Below are 25,608 nucleotides of genomic sequence, written 5' to 3'. Positions count from 1 at the left end.
TTTGTGTTTGTAAGGCAATGATCTATATATATATTGCCTTACAGATTTTTTTGAGTTCACTTTTTCAGTGCCATTGATCTATAGTGGTGAGGATTCTGGCTTTACCTTTGAGACAAGTTTACCTGGGAATCCCCCATACCCAGACAGATCTTGGTCAAGTTGGGGAGATTACAACAATGACGGGCGCCCTGATTTCTTGCTCAGTACGGCAAATAATGGAGGTTATGGGTTCAGGGACTTGAGCACCACGCTCTACCGCAACACAGGCGCGAGCGGCCCAGGACGCTTTGAAGACAGTAAAGCACGTCTCAAGACACAAGATCCCAACTATGTAAGTGCCGGACAGCTATTTTCTGATGACACAATAGCTGGCGCTACCAAAGCCGCAGTTTGGGCAGATTACGATAACGATGGCAAACTCGATATCCTAGTCCAGGTAAAGGACTCCGAAGACATTAATTCAAGGTACATTGCCAAACTTTACCGCAACTTGGGCGATGGCGTTTTTGAAGACACTACCGTAGAATTGCCTGGCTACGGCGGTAACGCTGGTGATATGGCCTGGGGAGACTACAACAACGACGACCAACTGGATATTTTACTCACGGGTTGGAATAATAATTCCCAGTCGTCCTTCACCAAAGTCTACCGCAACAAAACCCGGGAAAATGGGTCTGCCAGCTTTCAAGACATAGGTGCACAGATACCTTTTTTGGGTAGCGCTCGATATGCTTGGGGAGACTACGACAATGACGGGCTTTTGGATATCCTAGGCACTGGTGTCGATCAACAAAATGGTGAAAGTTCAGCAACAATCGTCGCCAAAATCTATCGCAACACAGGCAGTTTTTCTGGTCCAAACAGCTTTACCGATAGTGGTGTACAAATCGACAGTGGCGTAAGTCTCCCACAGGAACTGCAGTATCGTGGCTATTCCCAGGCTGTTTGGGGAGACTACGACCAGGATCGCAAATTGGATATCCTATTCACGGGTAATGCACCAAGCAACTCCCAAGGATCGCTGAACGAAAACGACTTCTTTACCAAAGTCTTCCGCAACAACACCCCCAATGCCAACACTCCACCCACTGCACCCACAGGGCTGTCGGCCCAGCCGGATGGCCGAAATGTGACTTTTAAGTGGAACAAAGCAACTGATGAGCAAACTCCTACTAATCCTAATGGTTTAAGCTACAACTTGCGAGTTGGCACGACCCCAGGCGGCAAGGATATTCTTTCCCCGATGTCTCTTGATGACGGAACTCGGCAAGTTGTAGGGCTGGGAAATGTCAGTCAAAACACGCAGTGGCAACTCAAAGACTTGCGTCCAGATAAGACATATTACTGGAGCGTACAAGCAATTGATGCTGCTTGGGCAGGTTCAGAGTTTGGCACAGAAGGCACTTTTACCGTCGGCAACCGTCCTCCAGAAGAGAAAATTCACTTACACAATCGGTACAGTGAGTTTAACCAACCTATCAAAGATGTATACACTGACCCTGACGGCGACCTGATTTCCTACCGCTTAACTCTCACTGATGGCAGTCCTTTAGAATTTAGTGGCTCAAATACTAATTGGCTCGGACTTGAATTTTACTCCGGGGCAAACACGATCAAGTTCATTGGCACTCCCCCAAGTAACTGGGAACCTTTCGAGGTGAAGTTAATAGCTACAGACTCTTACAATGCTAGTAGCGAACAAACAATCTTAGTAAGAACTTATCCAGGAACCGATCGCTGGGTAATCGACGGCTACATAGACGGTGCAACTGTCTTCCTCGATGCCAACAAAAACGCCGTCCTTGACACCAACGAACCATCCACCACAACCGACACAGGCGGTAAATTCAATCTCAACATCCCCTTCGAGACATTCGACACCAACAAAAACGGAGAAATCGACCCATCAGAAGGCAATCTAGTAGCCACAGGAGGCACTGACACCGCCACCGGATTACCCCTAGAAACACCAGTCACCGCACCGCCAGATTCTAGTGTCGTCACCCTCCTAACCAGCTTAATCGCCGACTTAATCGACAAAGGAATTGAACCAGAAGAAGCGCAATCTTTAGTCAAAGCCGCCCTTGGACTCCCGGCTGAAGTTGACCTAACTAGCTTCGATCCAATAGAAGCTACCAACAACAACATACCGGGCGGAGTCCAAGTCTTATCCGAAATGGTGAAAGTCCAAAACTTCATCACCCAAACCAGCGCTTTGATTGACGGTGCTTCCAGTGCAGCCAATAGCGATCTTGTTAAAGCTGTTGTCAGTTCAATTACGGCTCAAATTCAATCCGGTACAGTCTTAAATCTCAGCAACCCAGCAGCATTAGAACCAATCATTCAGCAAGCAGCCACTAAAATCCAGCAGATTGACCCCAGTTTCAACAGTCAACAAATCAGCCAAATTACGTCACAATCCGCCACAGTAATGGCAACAGCCAATCAGCGCATTGATGCGGCTGTCTCCAACCCAACAGGAACATCAATTCCTGAATCACTTGCCCGCCTCCAACAAGTAGCCTTGGGCCCAACAACTCAAGACTTCAAAGAAGTTGGTACGGGAAATAAACCAATTTCCCAGCTAGTTGCTGACAATACTGGTACTGGTTTAGATAGCAGAATTGAAGCTGTAATATTGCCGACTGGGATTGCCACTCCTGTTGTCAGCGGTGATGCTGATTTGGGCAGCAATTCTCCCAATGCAATTCTCGGTACAAATGGCGACGATATCCTGACGGGCGACAGCACAAATAATGTCTTGATGGGCATGAGGGGCAATGATTCCCTCGACGGCGGCATTGGAAATGACTCGGTTTTCGGCGGCAAAGGTAGCGATACAATCCTGGGAAGTAGCGGTGATGATGTCTTATTTGGCAACCGCGGTGCTGACATTTTGAATGGCGATGATGGTAATGATATTCTTTACGGAGGTAAGGGAGATGATTTGCTTACGGGCGGTTTGGGATTTGATACTTTGATAGGAGGAATGGGAGTAGATAAGTTCTTACTCTCTACAAATTCCGGTACTGATACGATTACTGATTTTGAAGTCGGTAAAGATTTGTTAGTATTGGGTAACGGGTTGAGTTTCTCGCAATTGGCGATTGCTCAAGATAGCGGTGCAACTTTAATCCGGTTTGCACAAACAGGGGAGATTTTAGCTTCTCTGGGTGGTGTTTCGGCTAGCAATATTAGTGCCGTTAATTTCGGATTGATTTGAGATTGAATGCGCCGGGGGAGCAATCCCTTATCCCCTGGCCATATTCACTCGGCGGTTGAAACCGCCGAATAATCTTCAATCCGCGCAGGCGGATTTTGTCTGTGTAGACGCCGTTTCAACCGCCGAATAATCTTCGATCCGCGCAGGCGGATTTTGTCTGTGTAGACGCCGTTTCAACCGCCCAGTTTTTTTCACATCAGCACCGCTGATATCGCATTCCTGGTAACTGCGAAACTAATCCCAACAATTCCAACTGCAAAAGTATACTAGAAACTGTTCCCGCTTCTAATCCCGCTGCTTCCACAATTGTATCAAAAGAAATCGGCCCAGATACGATCGCACTTAACACCTTAGCCAATTCCGGCTCCAACGGCGGCCCTTGCTTCTCAACCGTCGGATTTGGAGGAAAGAGCGACAACTGCTCGGCTGTATCCAATTTTGGCATAGCTCCGAGCATTTCCAACAACCTGTCTTCGCTTAACATTCGATCGCTATTTGGCAGAATCGGATGAGCACCTTTACTCAGCAACTCCAAACATCCAAAAGAACGCTCATCATCCAATCTGCCCGTCAAAACATACACATCCCGGCAAAAATCATTAGCTTGATAAGCAGTAATTAAAGCACCCGATTTATGCGGAGCTTCTATCACGATTGTAGCGCGACTTAAGCCAGCAATTATGCGATTTCGGCGCGGAAAATTAGTTTTATTCGGTTGAGTGCCGACGGGATATTCGCTAATTACCAATCCCTGCTGCAAAATGCGATCGCACAACCTCTCATTTTGTTTAGGATATACAATATCTACTCCCGTCCCCACTACTGCAAAAGTCCTTCCTCCCGCCTCCAAACAGCCTGTATGAGCCTCTGTATCAATGCCCGCAGCCAATCCCGAAACCACAGTAAAACCGCTTCTAGCCAAAGCCGTACTAATTTTGCGAGCCCACCTTCTGCCGTATTCCGAAGGGCTGCGAGTACCAACCATTGCCACCGTCGGCGTAATTCCGTGATTCTCTTTGCGATCGACTAAACCGCGATAGTACAACACGGGCGCTGGATTGGGAATTTCCAATAATAAGCGGGGATAATCTGGATCGGCGGGCGTCCAAAAACAGGGATTTTTTATAAGATGTTTTTCTATAAATTCATCAGGATTGAGTTTGGTTCGTTCTTGCACAATGGTTTCAATTATCTGCTTGCCGAACCCTTCGATTCGCATTAAATCTACTGGTTTTGCCGTCCAAGCTTCTGCCAAACTATTGAAATTTTGCTGCAATCTTTGCAACAAAATCGGCCCGATACCGTTAATTTGCGACCATGCTAACCAGTAAGCGCGTTCTTCTACCAACGAGTTACCCTCCACTTATCTGAGAATAATTTTATCATTTTTGGTTGAATATAGTAGGGAAAGGGCACTGCCGTGTTCTGTATTTCCACAGATGCCCGGGTAGGGAAACGGCACTGCCGTGTCGTGTATTTACACGGATGTAAAACTGCTATATAAATTTTTTACGAACCGCGAAGGGGCTAAGAACGCGAAGGGAATTAAGAGGGATGTTGACAATTACTGGCTAGGTTTTCCAATCTACGAAACGGGCATAAATATAAGCAATAATTTCTCCGATTACTGTCCGAAAACCTTCGCTAGATTTCCACCATTCTTGGGGGTTGTAATCTTGCGGTTCCGCCGCTACAATCCCGACTTTAATCTCAGGATTCAGCACTTCTTTAAATACAATCCAACTTCGGCGGGCGTGAGGGCCAAAGGAATAAAGATTAATTGAGTTAACTTGGAAACCTGAAGTAGAAAACCAATCCCGAAGTGCGATCGCAGAAGCAGCCGTGCGGTGTTTCACAACTCTCGCTGCTGGTACAGCTACTACTTTGTCCTTATCAAATCCTAGGGCAATACAAGTCGCTGCCGTCAGTTCGGCATAATTTTTATATTCAGCGAGATAGTAGCCTTTACTTAAAGGAACTCCTGTGGTAATTAATTGGCGGTATTCACCTTTTTTGAATTCAGCGATCGCACTTTCGATCGCATAATCTGGCAACCAGCCTTCCACAACCAATATATCTGCTTTAATCGGCGCATTTACCGCCAAAAACGGATGGATATTTGTGAGAATTAAAAGCATTAAAATTATCAACCCCGCGCTTGCAATTACCCAACCTTCCCTAGTAATTGCCCAGATTTCTCGACGACGGATTAAACGAATTCTCATTATTATAGCAGAAGGAAGAAAATCGATGTGAAGAAGGAAGAAGCCACAATACCAATGGTTTCAAGAAAATGGAAATAGTGGGACAGTGAGAGAGCGATCGAATTGCTCTTCCGCCCCATGCCCCATTCCCTATGCCCCATGCCCCATGCCCCATGCCCAAATTATTTGTGTTTCAGGTACTCAAAAACGCTTTTATCCCCGATATCCTGCGGCATCGGTTGAAAAAACTTGCGTACAGCAAAGATGATAAACAAAGCCGCCCAAACCGCTAGCAAAAGTTGTTCATTTTCGGATGACAAAAAGCCGAAAATATGTCCTAAAATTAAGAGAGGAACTCCCGGAGTCAACAACTTAGTTTCGAGGCGATTAAAGCAGAATGCTTCCTTAAAATAAATGCCATTTAAGGCGGCAAAAGTAAAGCCAATTCCCCACAACGTGGCGGGATGTTCGTACACTGCTAAAGCTAGAGGTTGGCTGCTTTGTAGGGCGACAAACAATGCTGCCGCGCCGCCGCTCGCCCAAAATACCTGTAGTGTTCGGTGCAGCGCAATCATGTAAATGTGAATAGTTGCTAAGCTGACGCCTAAAGCTATCCAGAAACAAGCAAAAATAGGTGTTACAGCTTGGATTGCAATCGGGTTGTCGCCCTGTTGCAACACCAGAGTAGTGCCGATCGCAAAACACAGCGCCGCCACCCCCAATCCAGCGCGGTAAATCAACACTCCCGTGCGATCGTTTTGAGTAATCGTAAATTCGCCGAATTGTCCTTGATAGACTGGCGATTCATCAGGCGATTTCAGTAGTTGCATAATAGCTTCCTCCTATCAGACACGAATGTACTTCTGCCAAGATATACTTTATTGATAAACCGAGCCAGCGAGACCGAGCGATGCCTAAACTTAACCAGCCTAAAGTTAACAAGTCTAAAGTTAACAAGTCTAAAGTTAACAAGTCTAAAGTGGACGATCGCCCCGATCAAAGCCAATCTCTTCCTTCACCATCCGAACTTCCTCCAGTTCAGCTTGATGAAACCATTGTAGCAGGCAGAAGACCGAAACCGCTAAACGACTTCCAGCGCCTGCTGGAGGAATTATCCGAATTGAGATCGGGGTTCGATCCAGAAATGTTAGCGCATCTAGAGGAAAATATCCCCTTTAATACCAAGCAATTTGAAACTAAAATTAGCAAGATTTTGGGGTCTAAAAATATTGATTTCAGCCTAAAAAATTCAGTCAAATATCTAGATTACATCAAGCAAAATATTCAACTACCCTGCCACGTTACCGGCATAGAAGAGTTTGAATGGGAAGAAGAATATACTATGGGTGCCGGCAGCAAAAAAGAATATGCAAGGCTCAAAAAAACTCAACCTTCTTATACTGATAGATTCACAATTAATCGGTTGGAGGATTTGGTGGTTCAGGAAGAAGGTATATTTGTGGAAGTGCAGCGCATCGGCGATCGCCAAAAGTTTATGTTGCCTTTATCAGAGTTAGAATCAGTTGATGTAGCCTCCCGAAACAATCAGTTATTAGATGATTATGCCGTGTGGTTTCTCAATTATTAAGGAAGAGTGGAAAAGTGGGGGAGGGGAAGAGGGGAAGAGTGGGAGAAGGGGAGAGTGGGGGATGGGAAAAATCTTCCTTCTTCCCTCTTCCTTCTTCCTTCTTCCTTCTTCCTTCTCCCTTCTTAATTAAATGGAAGCTGGCAAGTACGATCGCGAAACCAAAGCCAAAGCTTCAACCAAACTGCGAACAGCCGCAATCATCGCCACTTCGCTATTAAGTTGGCTGACAGCAGAACCGACACCAACACCCGCAGCACCGGCTCCAATAGCGAGGGGTGCGGTGACGCTGGAGATACCGGAAGCGCAAAGTACGGGAACTGATACGGCGCGGGAAATTTCAAAGGCGGCAGCCAAAGTAGGCGCTGCTTTTTCAATTAATCCCAATGTGCCTGCGTGAATTGGTTGAGCGCTGGTGCCACCTTCGGTTTGGATGATGTTAGCGCCAGCTTTGACTAATTCAATTGCTAACTGCACTTGTTTGTCGAGTGCCAAAATGTGGGGAACTGTTACAGAAAGAGTGATATTTGGAAATAGCGATCGAGTTTCGCGAGTCAACTGCAAAACTTCTTCAGCTTCAAAGCGGCGGCCTACTGCGTAGAAAGCATCAAAGTTACCAATTTCAATCAAATCAGCGCCAGCTTCTACCGCAGGCACAAACTTTTCCGGTTCCACAGCCGATACACAAATTGGCAAATTTGTCAACTGTTTTGCCATCAATACCAAATCTCGATCGGCAGCAATATCGACAAAGGAAGCACCGCCGAGATCCGCTGCTTTGACGACAGCCGCAACGTTTGCGGCATCAAAATTATTTAAACCGCTGATAATTTTCAGGGCGCGACCTTGCTCAAAAGCGCGCTGCAATTTAGAATTTACACTCATCGTCTGTTTTCCAACTCAAAAAATTTCTTAGACTTATTTTGACACAAATTAGAAGAATTTTAGATTTTTAATTCTTAATTTTTAATTACTTCCCGGCTGTCGAAATTTGTAAACATCTCTGATAACTTGTGTCCAGCCATCAGACAAAGATTCGAGAATACGAGATCCCTTTTCTTTCGTCGCCACTGTCGCATCGCCCAAGACACCACTTTCAGTCAACTCTCGCGTCAGCCAAGCAAAAGGCAAATTTCCTTCCATACTCAGCAAACTGTCGGTCGGCAAATTTTTCGGATATTCTGTAACAGCCAGTTCCATGTTTACCTGCGACGGCAAAATTGCCAACATCAAACTCGTTTCTGCATCACCAGCGTGAATCCCAAACTCCAACTCCTTCGCACTTAATAATTCAGCAGCCACATTCGGAACCCGCCAAACAAACAGCGGAAAAACTGAAAAGTCCTGATATTTTTGATGAATGTCCCGCGCCGCAATTTCCATCACCTGCGGCTGTCCGCCGTGACCATTCATTAACACTAATTTCCGAAATCCAGCCTGATAAATACTGTCAGCAATTTCGCCGATTACTGCTAAAACAGTCTGAGCGCTGAGCATAATTGTACCGGGAAAATGGCAGTGTTCGTTCGACTTGCCATAGTACAAAGGTGGCAAAGCATACGCGGGAATATTTGCCTCTAACTTTGCCAGGGCTTTGCCTGTCACCGCCGCGCTAATGGCCGCATCTACAATTAAAGGCAAATGGGGGCCGTGCTGTTCGATCGCACCTAGCGGCAGAATTATCACAGTATTTTCCTTATCCAGCATAGACTGAATTTCTGTCCAAGTTAGATAGGGAAAAAAGCGCGATTCTGGAATAAAATTGTGCATAAGGTGGCGACAACAAGAGTAAAGGTAACCAAGGCAATAAAATAGCCTGAAAACTAAAAAGCAATTCCCCAGATAGGTAGTAGATAAATGATGCTGTCTCTCGCTAGATGCTACAATTTATAGCAAATGCTTTTAAGAAGGCGCTGATATACGCTCGCCAGCTCAGACCCAAAGACGTAGACACGACTAATTGATGGAAGCTTGGCAAACCCCACAAACTAATTTAACCGACATTCCGATCGCCGAGGAACTGTCGCACCGCACCCCTCGATCGCACGATCGAAAAGCAGAAAACCGAGCGCTGCAAGCGCTGGCTAGACAATTGGCAACCTCACCCCACAGGCTGCTCAAAACACTTGTTGCGATCGCTAAAGATTTGTGCGAGGCAGGAAGCGTCGGAGTCTGCTTGCTAGAAGAAAATGCAACTTCTGAACAAATATTTCGCTGGGAAGCCTTGGCGGGAGCGTGGGAAGCAGCAGAACATAGAAACACACCCCGCAAATTGCGGTTGTCGGGAACCCCGACCGATCGCCAAACACCCCAACTTTACTTCGCTCCAGAACAATACTTCACCGACTTACAGCAGCTAGAATTGCCGATCGCCGAAGCGTTAGTCGTGCCACTGCAAGCAGAAAATCAACCGCTGGGGGCAATATGGATTGTATCTCACGATTCCGATCGCCAATTCGATGCCGAAGACTTGCAGATCGCGATCGCCCTAGCAGACTTTGCCGTTGCCGCCGTACAAATCGAGCGCGCCAATCAAACCAAAGAAGCTTTGCGAGAAAGCGCAGAACGCTGGCAGCTAGCCTTGCAGGGCAACAACGACGGAATTTGGGATTGCAACCTGCAAACAAATTGCCAGATTTTGAGCGATCGCGGTTTAGAGATTTTGGAACGCGGGCCCGAAGAAGTCAAGGACTTCAGCCAATTTTTGAGCTACATTCATCCCGATGATTTGGAGATAATGCAAAGCAATTGGCAGCAGCACTTGCATCGAGAAACCTCACATTACTGCTGCGAGTACCGCGTTCGCTGTTCCGACGGGCGCTACAAATGGGTTTTAGCCAGAGGGCAAGTAATTTGGGACGAGTCAGGCAATCCCCTGAGGGCCGTAGGTTCCCTGACAGATATCAGCGATCGCAAACAAACTGAAATTGCCTTCAAACAAAGCGAAGAACGTTTGAGCGTCGCCATCGAAGGCTCAGGCATGGCAACCTGGGATTTTGATGTGCGAACAAATCGAGTAATTTGGTCGGCGACCCATTTCAGCATTTTGGGCTGCCAACCGGTACCGAGCGGCGAAGCAAGCGCGGCTGTGTGGAAAAACTGCGTGCATCCAGACGACTTAAATCAAGTCATGGAAGCAGCCAAAACAGCTCGGGAAACGAGATCGCTCTACTCCCCCGAATACCGGATCGTCCGGGCAGACAACGGAGAAATCCGCTGGTTGAGAGCGTTCGGGCGCTATCTCTACGACGCCGCAGGGGAAGCAGTGCGGTTTATCGGAGTATTATTTGATGCTACCGATCGCAAAATGGCAGAACTCGCCCTGCACAAGAGCGAGCAAACGGTGCGCCGTCAACTTCTAGAGATAGAGTGGCTATACCAAACAACTCCCGTGGGTTTGGCAGTTTTAGACACAGATTTGCGGTACGTGCGGCTCAACCAGCGGTTGGCCCAAATCAACGGCTTGTCCGTCGAAGCGCACATCGGCCGAACCCTACGCGAAATTGTCCCCGACTTGGCAGATACAGCCGAACCTGTGTTGGGCCACCTTCTCGAAACCGGAGAACCGACGCGAAATTTTGAACTCACGGGTGAAACCAAAGCTCAACCCGGTGTTGTTCGCACTTGGCTGCTGAATTGGTTGCCGCTCAAAGACATCGGCGGGGAGATTGTCGGAATTAATGTAGTGGTACAGGAAATTACCGATCGCAAAATGGCCGAACTCGCCTTGCAAGAAAGCAACAACCGCTTTGAGTTAGCTACAAAAGCGATCGACGGCCTGGTGTTTGAGTGGGATTTGGCAGCAAACTCAGTTTACCGTTCCGAGGGACTGTGCTCGATCGTCGGTGTCTGCCCAGAGGATGCACCCGCAACACCAGAGTGGTGGAGAGAACGCATCCATCCCGCCGATTTGGCACGCATCCAGGCCGGGGGGCAATCAATCTTAAGTGCCGAGCGCTACGAAGTCGAGTACCGAGTCCGGCACCAAGACGGGCGCTGGATCGACGTTTGGGAGCGCGGCTGTTTGATCCGCAACCAGCAAGGCGAAGTGACCAAAATAGTCGGTTTCACCAGCGACATTACCAAGCGCAAACAAGCAGAAGCAGCACTGCGCGATCGTGAAACCCACCTGCAGTTGATTCTCGGCAGCGCCAAAGACTACGCCATCTTCACCCAGGATCTCGACGGACACGTTACCAGTTGGAACGCAGGCGCGGAGAGACTGCTGGGCTATTCCGAAGCTGAAATCGTAGGGCAGCACGGACGAATGATCTTCATCCCAGAAGACTCTGCAGCCGGAAAGCCGGAACTAGAAATGCACCTCGCGCTGACTCAGGGAAAGGCAGTAAACGAGCGCTGGCACGTCCGCAAAGACGGCAGTCGCTTTTGGGGCAGCGGGCTGGTGATGCCCATGCGCGACGCAGCAGGCGAAGTGCAAGGTTTCCTGAAAATCATGCAGGACAAAACCGAGCGCCGGCAAATAGAAGAAGCACTGCGGCAAAGCGAAAATCGCTACCGCACCCTCGCCGATGGCGTCCCGCAATTAATGTGGATCAATACCGCCGACGGCAGGTTAGAGTTTTGCAACCAGCACTGGCAAAGCTACACGGGCATCAGGCCAGCAGAATTGCCGCTGGCTGCACCGGTGCTGCAATTATTTCATCCTGATGATCTGCCAACAGTTGTCGGCACGCGCACCAAGGCGATTGAAGCAGGGGAAGCCTACGAATTTGAGTGTCGGGTACGCAGGTTTGATGGTACTTACCGCTGGCATCTAGCGCGACTTGTTCCCGTCAAAGACAGGGGGGGACAGGTGCTGCAATGGGCCGGGATCGGCATTGATATTGACGATCGCAAACGAGCCGAAGAAAGCTTAGCAGAAAGCGACCGCCGCTTCCGCTTCCTGGCTGAGTCGCTGCCCCACCTGATTTGGAACGTAGACTCCGCCGGGGAAATTCGCTTTACCAATCAACAAAAGTGGTCGGAATATCTGGGAATGTCTTACGAGGAAGCCTCTCAAAACAACTGGGAGTCCCTAGTGCCGCCCTCGGATTTGGCAGAATCTTGGGCCCGCTGGGAAGAATGTCTAATCACCGGAGAAGTTTATCAACTTGAGCTGCGCCTGCGGCGGGCAGCAGACCAAATGGAACGCTGGCATTTGTCCCGGGCCGTGCCAATTCGCGACGCAGGGGGCCAGGTTGTCGAGTGGATCGGCACGAATACCGATATTCACGATCGCAAACAAGCCCAACTCAACGAGCAGTTTCTCGCAGATCTGGAAGTCCGCTTGCGGCAGCGCTTCAACCCCGCAGAAATGTTGTGGGAAGCCATGAACAGACTGGGAGAATATTTACAGGCCGATCGCTGCGTGTGGAACGAAATCAATGTCGAAGCCGGCCTGGCAATTGCCCACCAAGACTGGCACCAGTCCGACCTGGCCAGCATCACCGGCACCTATCAAATCTCAGACTTTAAGACGCCGGAACTGAAAGCTCTCTCTATGGCAGGTCAAACACTTGTCATCTCAGATATCGCTAATGACCCGCATACAGCGCCTTTTGTCGATAGCTACGATGCCATTTCCATGCGCGCTTTGGTCGATGTTCCCTGCCTTCAGGAAGGGCGCTGGGTGGCTCTTTTGGTAGTGGCATCAAAGGCGGTGCGGCACTGGCGGCCGGATGAAGTTTGGCTGATGCAAGAAGTGGTGGCTCGCCTCTGGGCGGTGATCCTGCACGCGCGAGTCATGCAGGATCTGCACGAAAGCGAGGCTCGGTTCCGCGCTCTAGCTGACAACATCGCTCAGTTGGCTTGGATGACAGATGCCACTGGCTGGATTTTCTGGTACAATCAGCGCTGGTTTGACTACACCGGCACCACCCTAGAGGAAATGCAGGGCTGGGGCTGGGAGCAGGTGCACCACCCGGAACACCTCGATCGCGTTGTCGAAAAATTTAGGCGCTGCATTGAAACAGGAGAACTCTGGGAAGATACTTTTCCCCTGCGCGGCAAAGACGGATCTTACCGCTGGTTTCTCTCCCGCGCCGTGCCGATTCGCGACGATCGAGGCAAGCTGCTGCGCTGGTGTGGCACCAACACTGACATTACAGATCGCAAAGTTGCAGAAGCGGAACGGGAACGCCTTCTAGCGCGGGAAAAGGCAGCGCGGGAAGAAGCAGAACAGGCTAACCGCGTCAAAGACGAATTTTTGGCTGTTTTGTCCCACGAATTGCGGACTCCCTTAAACCCGATTATGGGCTGGACGAAGCTGCTGCGATCGAACGTTCTGACACCGGAAAAGCAACGTTATGCCTTAGAGACGATCGAGCGCAACGCCAAACTGCAAACCCAGCTTATCGAAGATTTGCTCGACGTGTCGGGGATTCTCCAAGGCAAGGTCAGCTTGAATATTGCACCTGTGGATTTAGCTGGGGTGATCGGCGCTGCTATTGAAACGGTGCGTCTGGCGGCCGAAGTCAAGTCGATTCAAATCAGCACTCAGTTTGCACCGAATCTCGGCCCGGTGTTGGGCGATGCGGGCAAACTTCAGCAGGTAGTCTGGAATTTGCTGTCAAATGCCGTCAAGTTCACCCCGCCAGGAGGCAAAATCCAAGTCGTTCTCGATCGGGTGGACAGGAACGCCCAAATTACTGTAACTGATACTGGAAAAGGTATCGAACCTGATTTTCTGCCCTATGTATTCGACTACTTCCGGCAAGCGGACAGCACGATGACGCGCAAGTTTGGCGGATTGGGTTTAGGATTGGCGATCGTCCGCCATCTCGTCGAACTCCACGGCGGCACAGTGAAATCCGACAGTCCCGGCGAAGGAAAAGGTGCAACCTTGACCGTCAGGATACCTCTGATGCCCGTCCAATCTCAGACAAGCCCTGCGGGAACTGCGGCGCCGGACCAATCCTTCAATTTGAGCGGTATCAGGGTGTTAGCGGTGGATGATGATGCCGATGCCCTAGATTTGGTGGTTTTTGTGCTTGAGGATTGTGGGGCAAGTGTTACAGCAGTTGCTAACGCCGCCGATGCCTTGGCGGTTTTAACTGAGTCTTCTGTGCCGGATTTGCTGTTGAGCGATATTGGAATGCCGGATACCGACGGTTATATGTTGATGCGACAGGTTCGGGCTCTGGCGCCCGACCGAGGGGGACGGATTCCGGCGATCGCCCTCACGGCTTATGCTGGAGAAATTGACTATCAGCAGGCCCTGGCTGCGGGGTTCCAGCGCCACATTTCTAAGCCTTTAGACCCCGACAAGTTGGTGCAGGCGATCGGGGATTTGCTCGATCAATCTGGCGAAAACATTTTTTAAGGTCTTTTTGTGTCTGAAAAGTCTTGATTTAATGAACCGCGAAGACGCAAAGAACGCGAAGGAATAAAGGAAGAAAAAAGGAAAAAGTTAATAATTTCAAGTCCGGTTATATCTGAAATATTGCACCATTCTCAATAATGATTTTATTGAGTGGCTAGGAGCAACGGCCCGCAAGAAAATTCACTCTTTGTGGAAGCGGGCGGAAAGCCTGTTCATGAGAATGGTGCAATAGGTCAGATGTAACCAATTTAATCCTGGTTCGATCGCGCATCATCTCAAACAAAAAAACCTCACGGATGGAGGTTTTTTGATGATTATTGGCGATCGTCGGACAGGTTAAAACATCCTGTCCCTGCATAATGCCCACAACACTAAGACTCAATTCTTAGCGGTAGTCACTGCGCGCCGCAGGCTCGCGATCGCTCGTTGTAGTTGTATAGCGGACATTTTCTTCGCGTTTGCGGGGAATCAAACCCAACAAACCAGACAAGCCTAGCAATCCCAACCATCCCCAATCAAAATCGCGATCGGTTTCAGCATTGGAGACATCGGAGCCAGGACTGGTGGTGGTTGTTGTGCTGTTAGTACCGGAAGTTGTACCGCCAGTTGTATCGGTCTGAGCGGAAGCAGGGAGATGAGCAGGTGCTAGGGCTAAACCAGCAGCTATAATACCTGCACCGATTGCTTTGGATAAATCAGAACGTTTCATAATTCAGCTCCTCTTTGTTGGCTAAAATCTTTAACTATCAAAACTATATCGATCGGCAGACAGGTTAAAACATCCTGTCCCTGCATAAGACCGACAGCACTAAGACTCAATTCTTAGCGGTAGTCAGTGCGCGCAGCGGGTTCGCGATCGCTCGTTGTAGTTGTATAGCGGACATTTTCTTCGCGTTTGCGGGGAATCAAACCCAACAAACCAGACAAGCCTAGCAGTCCCAACCAGCCCCAATCAAAATCGCGATCGGTTTCAGCATTGTAGACATCGGAGCGAGGAGTGGTGGTGGTTGTTGTGCTGTTAGTACCGGAAGTAGTGCCACCAGTTGTATCTGTCTGAGCTGAAGCAGGGAGATGAGCTGGTGCTAAGGCTAAACCAGCAGCTATAATACCTGCACCGATTGCTTTGGATAAATCAGAACGTTTCATAATTCAACTGCTCTCTGTTGGCTAAAATCTTTAACTATCAAAACTATATCGAGTAGCTTTTAAAGTTAAATCCACCTCTAGCAGTAAACATTGTTATCTTCCACGTATAACTACAGATTGATATCAAATTTTTAGCAGGCGCACAAAATTAAAGATTGCTCGCAGAGGCACTGCCGCACTAGAAATCGCGGGTCTGACACCTCACTCGGTTGTGAGGCAGTGGGGCAGTCCCGACAATAGACAAGGTGTTGTTGACAAAAAAAGGTAAACTCAGATATTGCACAGACAAGTGTTGGAACTCGATCGACGGAGATAAAAACTTTTGGGTATAGAGCTACGCAGCTACGTATTTCTAGACAACTTGCAGCCGCAGCACGCAGCATACATCGGCACCATCGCCGCCGGATTCTTGCCGCTGCCAGGGGATGCGTCGCTGTGGATAGAAATCTCCCCCGGTATCGAAATTAACCGAATTACCGATGTCGCCCTCAAATCTGCCTCCGTGCGCCCGGGAGTCCAGATAGTCGAACGCTTGTACGGCCTTCTGGAAGTACACTCGGGTCAGCAGGGGGAAACGCGGGCCGCAGGCAAAGCAATTCTAGAATTCATGGGAGTCCGCAGAGAAGAAGGTATAAAACCGCGAGTGATTTCCAGTCAAATTATTCGCAACATTGACCCTCACCAAACACAATTAATAAACCGCACCCGCCGCGGACAGTTACTGCTGGCGGGACAAACGCTTTACGTCTTAGAAGTAGAACCGGCGGCTTATGCAGCGCTGGCGGCCAATGAAGCAGAAAAAGGCGCATCTATTAACATCTTAGAGGTTCAGGCTGTAGGCAGTTTTGGACGGCTTTACCTCGGCGGCGCAGAACGAGATATTATAGCAGGTTCCCAGGCAGCAATTGCGGCGGTGGAAAACGTGACGGGTCGAGAACATCCAGCAATTTTGGGTCGCAAGGAATAGCCGTTAAAGGAGATGCAATTATGGCAAACGCACAGCATTTAGCGCTGTTAAAAAAAGGTGCAGTTAGTTGGATTGAATGGAGAAGTCTCAACCCAAATATAGAACCAGATTTCAGCGAAGCTAACCTCGCCGAAGCAAATCTCAGAGGCGCGCATCTTTGGCGATCGAACCTTTTGAAAACAGATTTGTTTAAGGCTAAATTAATTGCGGCAAACCTCGCCGAATCTAATTTTAGTTTAGCAAATCTTGCCGGAGCGCAACTGCTCGAAACTAATTTAATTAAAGCTAATTTAACTGGAACCAACCTCAGCTCGGCAGACCTCAAGGGAGCTGATTTGAGCGGTGCTAATTTAATTGGGGCTGACCTCACCGCTGCCAATCTCCAACAAACCGATTTCGCAGATGCGAATTTAATCGGTGCGGTGATGTTTCGAGTTAATGCGATGGGCGCAAACCTCAACTTTGCTAATCTCAGTCAAGCCAATCTCACTCAAGCCGAATTGATTGAAGCACATTGCTATGCAGCTAATTTCTCTAAAGCTAACCTGGGGGAAGCTCACTTCACTGCAGCATATCTTTTCAGAGCCAATCTCAGTTTTGCAGAGTTGAGCGCGGCAGATTTCCGGTGGGCAAACCTTGGCAAAGCTGATTTGAGAGGGGCGAATTTGACCGGGGCAAATCTCAGGGGAGCGAACTTGGCGGGAGCTAATCTGGGCGAAGCTATTTTGAAAAGAACAATCATGCCTGATGGCAGCATTGTTTGATAAATATTGGATAATATTTATTCCTGTAAAATAACCGGGATAGTTACAAAAAAGTCAGTTGCGCGTTTACCGCAACGATTGCCAAAATATGAGCTTTTGCGGCGGGTTGAGGCTTTCTCTCTAATACAAATCCGAGATAGAGTAAACCCGCCTCGGCTCAAAACTCGCAACTGTCGATCGATTAATTTCTGCCAGGGGGCGATACTTGATAAAGTCCTCTAACGGGCCCTGCATCAGTCGGTGAACCTTCCTGCTGTGTTGGAAGTGTAAACTGATCTTGGAGTCCGGCGGGAGTAGGGAAACAGCCGCTGGGTTGAGATCCTAGCTGGCAAGCTGCAGGCAGTGCCATGACTGAGGCATCGAAGGGATTGACGGCATCTGGGACGCGCAGAATCGGATCGCTGGAAACTTGCCGCTGCATTACTCGGCGGTAGAAGCCGTTGACGCGGCTGGCATCCCGCTCAATTTCTTTTTCGGGAAAGGCAACGACGCCGCTGGGGGAACCGATGCCTAAATAGTCGCCCAAGTAACCTTGCAAGCTGACGTTGTGGAAAAAGTCTCCTGAAGCTTGAAAAAATTGTCGGTTGAAGTCGTCGGCAATTGGGTGAAATCGCTCTGTTTGTGCTTGAGCTGGTTTGACGGATGCGATTGCGGCAGAGGCGACAGCGAGAATCAACGCGCCGCTCAGGCTTTTTAACTTTTGACTCATATATTTGGGCCTCCTTAATTAATTCCGATTCCAATATAAACTGATTATCGACGGATTATTTGTGTTTTTTACACGGTGTGAGTTATGGATGCTGCGGATTTAAAGGTGTTGCGCGATCGACTTCTCGATTTGTTGTGCGAGTTTGCCTATCGCGAAGGTGATTTTGTGCTGTCTTCAGGGCAGAAAAGTTCTTATTACATTAACTGCAAACCGGTGACGCTGCACGCTGAAGGTGCTTTGGCAACGGGACGTTTGCTGTTGTCGATGCTGTCGTCGGATGTGCAAGCTGTGGGCGGTTTGACTTTGGGTGCTGACCCAATTGTAACTGCGGTGAGTGTGGTTTCGGCTCTGGAAGGTCGATCGATTCCGGCGCTAATTGTCAGAAAGGAGACGAAGGGACACGGGACAATGGCGTATATTGAGGGGCCGCTGTTGCCAGAGGGCGCGAATGTGGCGGTTTTGGAGGATGTGGTGACGACGGGTAAGTCGGCGATGCAGGCGGTGGAAAGGTTGCGGGGTGCGGGTTATAAAGTCGATCGCGTGTTGTCGCTGATTGACAGGGAGCAAGGTGGTGCGGAGTTTTATCGGTCTGTTGGATTGGACTTTGAAACAGTTTTTACGATTAAGGATCTTAAGGAATGGCGATCGCGCATCGGTGAATCATAAGAATAGCCCTAGCTTCTGCCTCCCAAAATAGGACAAAGGCACAACTTTAGTCGCTACTTCTCAATAGTAGTGATTAAAGTCCCTGCTACGAAGAGCTAACGGAATATTTACGGGTAATGGGTAAGTCCTAGTCCCATGTGCCGAGAGTTAAAAAGGCAGGGACTAACAAAAAAATACGCTCCTGGGCCGTCAAGCTGCGACGCCGTGCAGGTACAAAAATTAAGAGTAGAATACTGCGAAAAAGTGAATTATACAGAGCCATAAAACTTGGTAGTGCTAGACGAAAGCGGTGTTTTATGGGGTGGTATTAATTAGAAACTATGCCCGCTCTAATTTTATCAAAATCAGCTCTGGTACTTGGATAACAATGGAAAATAAAGTTTTCCGTGCTAAACAAGCGCAAGCTTTCAGGTTCACAATCTATACCAATTGGCTGATTTTAGCAGAGGTAAATTATAACCTGCGTGAGATATTAACTAGAGAAGACTGTTTTAAGGTGTTAGATGACCTGGCGCAAGGAGAAGCAGCAATGATTTTGCCTGCATCTGTTAAAGGGAAATGGAAACGACTGGCAACAGCCTTTATTTGTCCTCTGACACTAATGGGTGTTGGGATTGGGCAACAACCGATTCAAGCACAACAAAATCCATCTAAGACTAATGTTGCTGCTTTGCCAGATGGTATTTACCTGTACGGAGATTCGCCACAGCCCAACCAAGTTCTTCAAAACTATATCGTGTTTCAACGCCAGAACGATCGCGTCGTTGGTGCAATTTACGCGCCGCGATCGGACTTTGCGTGCTTCACTGGTAAAATTCAGGGAAATACACTGTCCGGGAAGGCAATCTCAGCCGGAAAAATTCAAACACTTGAAATCAATACTCAGCTAACCAATCTGCATTCTATTCGCACAATTAGCTCAAACGATCGCCGCATTCTTTCAACGTGCCAACAGACAGCGCGAGCTAACATATCCAGGTAAATCTTTTACCTAGTTCAAATGCTGCATTAGGCTGGCGGTGCGTTACACGGTGTTAACGCACCCTACAAATTGAAAATTTCTCGTTACCAGGCAGAGCATGGTAATAAATATTTAGGTAAGTATTAATGTAGTTGGAGCTGTTGGTGTAGAAGTAATCCAGAAGTGTTTATCCTCTGCAAAGCAAGTGCCTTTGAAAAATGCAGTTTAATCAGCATCAAGCAGCAAATTTATTGTTCTGCGGTTGAGGAAGTGCGATCGCCCGCACTCAATATCAAATCCACACTGACTGTAAAATCAGGAAAGGCGATCGGTGCCACCTCTTGACCAGGGTACAAGTTTAGTATTAAACTATAACCGTTTGGTGTTGGCTGGCGGTAAACTTCTAAGCAGTTTTCCACTAAATTAACCAGCCAAACCTCTTGAATGAGCGATCGGGCATAAATAGGAATTTTGATATTTCTGTCATTATCCACTGTACTGTCAGCGACTTCTACCAAAAGTAACACTTCTGAGGGAACTGGATGTGCTGTCTCGTAATCATCCTCGCGAAATTGGAGCAATACTACATCAGGTTGTGGTTCAGTACGTTCGCTTAACTGAACAGGGTTTTGGACATCAACAATAACTCTATCTTCTGGTAATCGGTGAAAAATTCGGTTAAGTCGTCTCACAGCAGTTGCGTGACGAGTTCCAATAGCAGCCATTTGAATAATTTCTCCTTCAATGAGTTCGACGCGCTCAGCTTCAGAAAGAATCCCTGTCTCACCCATTAAATGATATTCTTTCACCGTAAAAAGGCGTTTTTGAAGTTGAACCGACATCGCAATTCTCCTTTTCGGAAACTCCTTTTAATATAACCTTAAGTAAGGTACGCCATCAGCACCCTAGTTTGGGGCGGGCAGGATGCCCGCCCCACAAGAAACGAAACAGCTTTACGATTAAGTAAGGTGGGCAATGCCCACCCTACGAATTAATCCTATTAGGTTTGGGCTACAGGTTCCTTAGCCAAAAACTTCTCTAATTCTGTCAAAGCATCGGCATCAACTTTAGTCTGCATCGGACAGAACTTAGGTCCGCACATTGAACAGAATTCAGCAGTTTTGTAGATATCCGCCGGCAAAGTTTCGTCGTGATATTCCTTCGCCCGTTCTGGATCTAATGACAGCTCAAATTGACGGTTCCAATCGAAATTGTAACGCGCTTTCGAGAGTTCATCATCGCGATCGCGCGCACCCGGACGACCCCGTGCAATATCTGCAGCGTGAGCCGCGATTTTGTAAGCAATCAGCCCGTTTCGGACATCCTCAGCATTCGGCAATCCTAAGTGTTCCTTCGGCGTCACGTAACACAGCATTGCAGTACCGTACCAACCAGCCATCGCGGCCCCAATTGCTGAGGTAATGTGGTCGTATCCAGGCGCAATATCTGTCACCAACGGCCCCAAAACATAGAAGGGTGCTTCGGAACATTCCTCCATTTGTTTCTTGACATTAAACTCAATTTGATCCATCGGCACGTGCCCGGGGCCTTCCACCATTACCTGCACGTCATGTTCCCAAGCTTTGCGAGTTAATTGTCCCAAAGTTTTGAGTTCAGCTAATTGAGCTTCATCCGACGCATCGTGAGTGCAACCGGGGCGCAGAGAATCTCCCAAACTAAACGAAACATCGTATTTTTTGAAGATTTCAATGATGTCGTTAAAGTGAGTGTAGAGAGGATTTTGTTTGTGGTGATGCAGCATCCACCGTGCCAAAATTCCGCCGCCGCGAGAGACAATTCCAGTTAGCCGATTTTTCACCAACGGCAAATGCTCGATCAAAATTCCGGCGTGAATAGTTTGGTAATCAACACCTTGTTGAGCGTGTTTGTCAATGATGTGAAGAAAGTCATTCGGCGTCAGACTTTCCATATTACCGTGAACGCTTTCTAGTGCTTGGTAAATGGGTACAGTACCGATCGGCACCGGTGAAGCTTTGATAATCGTAGTGCGAATTTCATCCAAATTGCCGCCGCCGGTGGACAAGTCCATCACGGTATCAGCGCCGTATTTCACTGCTAGTTTAAGCTTGTCAACTTCTTCTTCCATATTGGAAGAGTTGGGAGATGCACCGATATTAGCATTGACTTTGCATTTAGAGGCAATGCCGATCGCCATCGGTTCCAAATTCGTGTGATTGATATTAGCGGGAATAATCATCCGTCCCCGCGCAACTTCAGCGCGGATAAGTTCTGGCGGAAGATTTTCTCGCTTAGCAACAAAGTGCATTTCCTCAGTAATTACACCTTGGCGGGCGTAGTGCATCTGAGATACATTGGTGTGCCCGCTACGCTTAGCGATCCATTCGGTACGCATATTTAATTTCCTTGATAAACAGCTTCCCTCCGCTGGTATTACCCAGACTCAGGTTCTAAGGGTGTTTTCTCAGCCCGGATATTCGGGCACCCCTAGCTAAGCTGTTGATTGTATCACCGATTTCTGTGCGCGACGGCAGCAACTAAGGAAATCTTAATATTGAGATATAGATGAGGGGAGCGATCGCCCTTTTGGGGCTTCTGATATTTCTACTGTTTAAAAAGTGAGATCGTACCCCCTTTAAGAATCTAAAAACCATCACACCTCATCAGGATTAATTCCCATTTGCCGCAATTTTGCTGCTAGGCGATCGGCGCGTTGTTTTTCTTTTGAAGCTTTTTCAAGACGATAAAGTTAAAGATAGGTCAGGAGATGAAGAAGCTGTTATGAATTTATGTGAGATTTTGGGTGAAGTTTATCAGGAGGCAGCTTTAGATTTGGCGATCGATTATTCAGTGCAGCCTATACAAGCGCTGAGTGAGGGTGCTTTTCAGTGGGTGCGATCGTTGATGGAATAGTAGAACAGCTTCTCTATTGTAAAAGCCTTATCTCCTCCAAATAGAACTTATGCAAGAGTCGGATGTCGAATCTTGCATTTCACTGCTACTAAGCTTCCTATCAACTTTCAATCATCGGTTTACACAGCTAAACCGATTAACTTCTTGTCGCTTTGTCAATTAACCGGTTAATTTCATCTGCTACTCGATTGGTCGTAGCATTCCAGTAGTGGGTATGTGCACCTGCTCCTAAACAAAACTCCCGGTATTTACCCTTCTCTGAAATATTATCTTTATCTTCAACAGAAGAGCTAGGTTTAAATAGTTTCTCTTCCCTAGCCAGTTTCTTTTCGTTAGCCTCGCTCTTGCTTTTTCGCCAGAGATAACGTCCCACATAGTCACCACTGTTATATGTATTGACCCACAGCTCTAACCCCAAATCTTCTGGTTTTGGCTTATCGCCAAGCCCATTCTGATCGTAGTTGTTAGGTCCATTTTCATCGGGGTCATTATAATTTATCACCCACTCGTAAAGATGAGGAAAACCAACACTGTACAGTTGACGCAGGGGATTACCCATCGAGAAAAAGTAGACAGGAAGTTTCTTTGGGGAGTCCGAAGAAAATAGCGGATCTAAACCTTTGGATTCTTCCTTTTTAATAAACCGAAGTAAATCTGCTGTTATCACCGCTCCTTGGCTATGTGCCACAAGGATAAGTGCATCGTATTTAGGTTGATTTTGCGAATCTGTCTGCTCGCACAGATAACGCAATAACGAGTAATAGCGAGAAAAGATGCGAGCACGTGGATTATCCTTCTTCGGGTGCAGCCGTAGGTAGTTGTCTACATCCAAAATGACATCTATAACGTTTCGTATCCCTAAAGAAAGCTGTTCTAGCCTGCTACCAATTACGAAAAGGCTAGTAGCAGAAGCGGTTATAAGTAAGGCAAGAAACTTTATTACGGTTTCTATAAGTTTATTTTGCTCAATAAATTTAACAATCCATAAGTTGGGGAAAAAAACGATTAGGATAAAGTAGGCGATGACCCCAATAATAAAAAGTGCAGATATCGTCGGTAGACAAAAATGCACTGTTCTATACCCGTTGTTTAGCCATATTCCAAACTTAAGCGACAACTTTTCATCGGAGGTAGGCTTGTCTGGTTGAGATGTTAAGTCAGGCAGTTGAACTTCTGCGTTAGACTTGTCTGTTTGAGGTGTAGACTCAGGGGGTTGAACTTCTGCCCAGACCGAGGGCAAAAACGACCATGCCATTAGCAGGAGTACAATTACAATCGAATATATAGCAATGCCAAGAACCGGATCGACAATGATTTCGTCAATAAAATCAGATAGGGTATCGTATTCGTACTTAAGTGAAAATATATTTCTGAACCAGTCAGTTGGACGATACGGATAGTCTTTTGACAGTAGTGACGCTGGACAATACAGACCATAGTCTTTTGGCAGTAATGATGCTGGACAATAGCCATAGTCTTTTGGCAGTAGTGATGCACCAACTTGGGCAAGGACAGCCCAGAGTGTTAGGGTGACCGAACTAAACGAAACGCTAGGAATCCACAGTGAAACACTGGCTGTCCAACTTGCACGTTTGGCGCGTTCTTTTGCTTTACCAGTCAGCCCCATTTGGGCAAACAATCCCCAAATTACTACAACGAAGTAGAGGCAAAAAAATAAGATCCACGACACGACCAAAAGGAAATAAATCTTTTCAATCAGCTTAAAGCTGACTTTTAGAATTCCCACAGGTAAATTTTCGACAAAAACTAAATCCCACAAGGCTAAAGCTGCCAAGGGTAATCCTAATACCATCGCAACCTTATCAGCACCAGGACGGCGCAGAGAATATTGGTGAATAAGTATACCAGCTAGGATAGCTAACACGACGAGCCATTCAAACGCCAAAACTTTATAGCTGCTAAATTCCTTGAACCAGCTAGACATTATAACTGCCAATGCCACTATCCCAGGCAAAAATAGCCCAGGTAAGGGTAGCTTCATAGCGTTATTCCAAAATACACATCCCAGGAGGAAAATTCCCAAAAGACTAAAGATGACGGATGCCACATAGGATGAGTAAGAATCTGGAATATTACCCACTAGATTGAGCAAGGCAGCTACCACTAGAAAGAGATTCAATAAAGGAATCGGAATGGAGAGTATTCTTCCTGCCCAACCATGTAAGCTGGCATAAAACCTCCACTTTAATTTCTCCGGATGTTCCAGTGCTGCCATGTCGAGCGTATGTCGTCCCAAAGCGCTCAAATGAAAGAGAATCTGATAAAACTCGCTGAAGACTTGGAAGAAACCTCTTCCTACACGAGACAAATCTGCCCAGTACATTTCATAGAGATGTACCTCATGCCGATCGTCTCGACAGGCTTTAATACAAATAGTTTCATAAAAGCGGGCTTTCAGGTCTTTTTTGGGACTGTAGGAATCGAAGAAATCACAAGTGAAAGCGTGCGATTTTTCCTCAAAACTTAGATTTGCGGTACTCGAAGGTTTTGAATCAAGGTAATCGCGAATACGGTATCCTCGTTCATCTAGCCAACCCCAAAGCCAACGTAAAAGCATAGTCCTCGGACTAATATCAGATTGCACAGGCTCTCCTCGTTCATCTAGCCAACCCCAAAGCCAACGTAAAAGCCAAGTGCTCGGAGGAATATCAGATGACACAAGCTCAGTTCGTTGACGTAGAGGGATTCGTCGAACGGGAATTCCGATAAGTTGTTCATGCCAAGCAGAATATCGAGGATCTTCCTCCTTGGCATGAAGTAGAGACTGCTTCTCATTGGTAGCGGGTGGAGGCTGCTCTTTATTGGTATGGAGTAAAAGATTAGCGATGCTACGGGCAGAATCATAAGGTTGCTGATCAGAGACACCGTGAACTACGATAATCGCGACTTTCTTCGAGGAATCACCACCTGACTCAGGCGGCGCCGTACTTGGCATCATTTAACTACCCCCTTAAAATCCTAATATTCTGTTGTAATCGTTCGATACACTTATATAGTGGTTCTCAAGTAAGTGAGCTACCTCCGGATCGATTCCCAATTCCCAGGCAGACCAGATTTTACTGAAAAGTGCTATCTAATAATCAGTTCTTACATCGAATCTGCTGACTTTAGGTTGCTCCACCTTGCTATCTGAGGCATTTGTAGTATCA

Annotated in this window: 19 protein-coding genes and 1 riboswitch; of the genes, 8 read left to right on the top strand and 11 right to left on the bottom strand. The window is 47.5% G+C overall.

Going from position 1 to position 25,608, the window contains the following annotated elements; genetic code table 11:
- Positions 1-67: 67 nt before the first annotated feature.
- Entirely contained in the window at positions 68-3,223 is a 3,156-nt protein-coding gene (locus QUB33_RS13495) for an FG-GAP-like repeat-containing protein (protein ID WP_333351152.1), read from the top strand.
- 196 nt (positions 3,224-3,419) lie between these two features.
- On the opposite strand, the gene dprA is transcribed toward QUB33_RS13495, so the two are convergent.
- From dprA to QUB33_RS13480, 3 genes are all read right to left on the bottom strand, one after another.
- Positions 3,420-4,571 carry a DNA-processing protein DprA gene (gene dprA, locus QUB33_RS13490; RefSeq protein ID WP_333351151.1) on the bottom strand — a complete coding sequence of 384 codons (1,152 nt, stop codon included), beginning with the start codon at positions 4,569-4,571 and terminating at the stop codon, positions 3,420-3,422.
- 223 nt (positions 4,572-4,794) lie between these two features.
- Positions 4,795-5,448 carry a YdcF family protein gene (locus QUB33_RS13485; protein WP_333351150.1) on the bottom strand — a complete coding sequence of 218 codons (654 nt, stop codon included), beginning with the start codon at positions 5,446-5,448 and terminating at the stop codon, positions 4,795-4,797.
- Positions 5,449-5,609: 161 nt separating this feature from the next.
- Complete coding sequence (locus tag QUB33_RS13480) at positions 5,610-6,257, bottom strand: DUF2301 domain-containing membrane protein (protein ID WP_333351149.1); 648 nt, start codon at positions 6,255-6,257, stop codon at positions 5,610-5,612.
- An 80-nt stretch (positions 6,258-6,337) separates the two neighbouring features.
- On the opposite strand from QUB33_RS13480, the gene QUB33_RS13475 reads away from it, so the two are divergent.
- On the top strand, positions 6,338-7,015 hold the full coding sequence (locus QUB33_RS13475; RefSeq protein WP_333351148.1) for a calcium-binding protein: 678 nt from the start codon (positions 6,338-6,340) through the stop codon (positions 7,013-7,015).
- Positions 7,016-7,141: 126 nt separating this feature from the next.
- Here the strand turns inward: QUB33_RS13475 and QUB33_RS13470 are convergent, their stop codons facing one another.
- Together QUB33_RS13470 and QUB33_RS13465 are read right to left on the bottom strand one after the other, a co-directional pair.
- Positions 7,142-7,897 (bottom strand): DUF561 domain-containing protein, encoded by a 756-nt coding sequence (locus tag QUB33_RS13470; protein ID WP_333351147.1) that lies wholly within the window; start codon positions 7,895-7,897, stop codon positions 7,142-7,144.
- Between the two features lie 81 nt (positions 7,898-7,978).
- Positions 7,979-8,782: a creatininase family protein gene (locus QUB33_RS13465; protein ID WP_333351146.1), complete on the bottom strand. Its 804-nt coding sequence runs from the start codon at positions 8,780-8,782 to the stop codon at positions 7,979-7,981.
- 193 nt (positions 8,783-8,975) lie between these two features.
- On the opposite strand from QUB33_RS13465, the gene QUB33_RS13460 reads away from it, so the two are divergent.
- Complete coding sequence (locus QUB33_RS13460) at positions 8,976-14,333, top strand: PAS domain S-box protein (RefSeq protein WP_333351145.1); 5,358 nt, start codon at positions 8,976-8,978, stop codon at positions 14,331-14,333.
- A gap of 385 nt (positions 14,334-14,718) precedes the next feature.
- Here QUB33_RS13460 and QUB33_RS13455 read toward each other — a convergent pair whose 3' ends face one another.
- Entirely contained in the window at positions 14,719-15,042 is a 324-nt protein-coding gene (locus QUB33_RS13455) for a WGxxGxxG family protein (RefSeq protein ID WP_333351144.1), read from the bottom strand.
- 113 nt (positions 15,043-15,155) lie between these two features.
- Positions 15,156-15,479, bottom strand: coding sequence for a WGxxGxxG family protein (locus tag QUB33_RS13450; RefSeq protein ID WP_190661580.1), 324 nt, complete (start codon positions 15,477-15,479; stop codon positions 15,156-15,158).
- Positions 15,480-15,801: 322 nt separating this feature from the next.
- Between QUB33_RS13450 and QUB33_RS13445 the strand changes: the two genes are divergently transcribed.
- Together QUB33_RS13445 and QUB33_RS13440 are read left to right on the top strand one after the other, a co-directional pair.
- Positions 15,802-16,446 carry a hypothetical protein gene (locus QUB33_RS13445; RefSeq protein WP_039887908.1) on the top strand — a complete coding sequence of 215 codons (645 nt, stop codon included), beginning with the start codon at positions 15,802-15,804 and terminating at the stop codon, positions 16,444-16,446.
- A gap of 20 nt (positions 16,447-16,466) precedes the next feature.
- Complete coding sequence (locus tag QUB33_RS13440) at positions 16,467-17,210, top strand: pentapeptide repeat-containing protein (RefSeq protein ID WP_333351143.1); 744 nt, start codon at positions 16,467-16,469, stop codon at positions 17,208-17,210.
- 181 nt (positions 17,211-17,391) lie between these two features.
- On the opposite strand, the gene QUB33_RS13435 is transcribed toward QUB33_RS13440, so the two are convergent.
- Entirely contained in the window at positions 17,392-17,919 is a 528-nt protein-coding gene (locus tag QUB33_RS13435; protein ID WP_333351142.1) for a hypothetical protein, read from the bottom strand.
- Between the two features lie 84 nt (positions 17,920-18,003).
- On the opposite strand from QUB33_RS13435, the gene pyrE reads away from it, so the two are divergent.
- Positions 18,004-18,585, top strand: a complete 582-nt coding sequence (pyrE, locus tag QUB33_RS13430; RefSeq protein WP_333351141.1) for an orotate phosphoribosyltransferase — start codon at positions 18,004-18,006, stop codon at positions 18,583-18,585.
- 367 nt (positions 18,586-18,952) lie between these two features.
- Positions 18,953-19,567: a hypothetical protein gene (locus tag QUB33_RS13425; protein WP_333351140.1), complete on the top strand. Its 615-nt coding sequence runs from the start codon at positions 18,953-18,955 to the stop codon at positions 19,565-19,567.
- 227 nt (positions 19,568-19,794) lie between these two features.
- Here the strand turns inward: QUB33_RS13425 and QUB33_RS13420 are convergent, their stop codons facing one another.
- Together QUB33_RS13420 and thiC are read right to left on the bottom strand one after the other, a co-directional pair.
- The gene (locus QUB33_RS13420) at positions 19,795-20,388 is read right to left on the bottom strand and encodes a Uma2 family endonuclease (protein WP_333351139.1); all 594 of its coding nucleotides are present in this window, start codon (positions 20,386-20,388) and stop codon (positions 19,795-19,797) included.
- Between the two features lie 158 nt (positions 20,389-20,546).
- Entirely contained in the window at positions 20,547-21,920 is a 1,374-nt protein-coding gene (gene thiC, locus QUB33_RS13415) for a phosphomethylpyrimidine synthase ThiC (protein ID WP_333351138.1), read from the bottom strand.
- Between the two features lie 7 nt (positions 21,921-21,927).
- A riboswitch (TPP riboswitch) is annotated at positions 21,928-22,024 on the bottom strand.
- A gap of 192 nt (positions 22,025-22,216) precedes the next feature.
- On the opposite strand from thiC, the gene QUB33_RS13410 reads away from it, so the two are divergent.
- On the top strand, positions 22,217-22,438 hold the full coding sequence (locus QUB33_RS13410; protein WP_333351137.1) for a DUF4058 family protein: 222 nt from the start codon (positions 22,217-22,219) through the stop codon (positions 22,436-22,438).
- Positions 22,439-22,574: 136 nt separating this feature from the next.
- Here QUB33_RS13410 and QUB33_RS13405 read toward each other — a convergent pair whose 3' ends face one another.
- Positions 22,575-25,397, bottom strand: a complete 2,823-nt coding sequence (locus QUB33_RS13405; RefSeq protein ID WP_333351136.1) for a hypothetical protein — start codon at positions 25,395-25,397, stop codon at positions 22,575-22,577.
- Between the last annotated feature and the right edge of the window lie 211 nt (positions 25,398-25,608).

This window comes from Microcoleus sp. B3-A4, assembly GCF_036705385.1.
In the GTDB taxonomy this organism is placed as follows: Bacteria; Cyanobacteriota; Cyanobacteriia; order Cyanobacteriales; family Microcoleaceae; genus Microcoleus.
The sequence above is the reverse complement of the archived record's forward strand: the minus strand, read 5'-3'. Positions and strand labels throughout refer to the sequence as shown.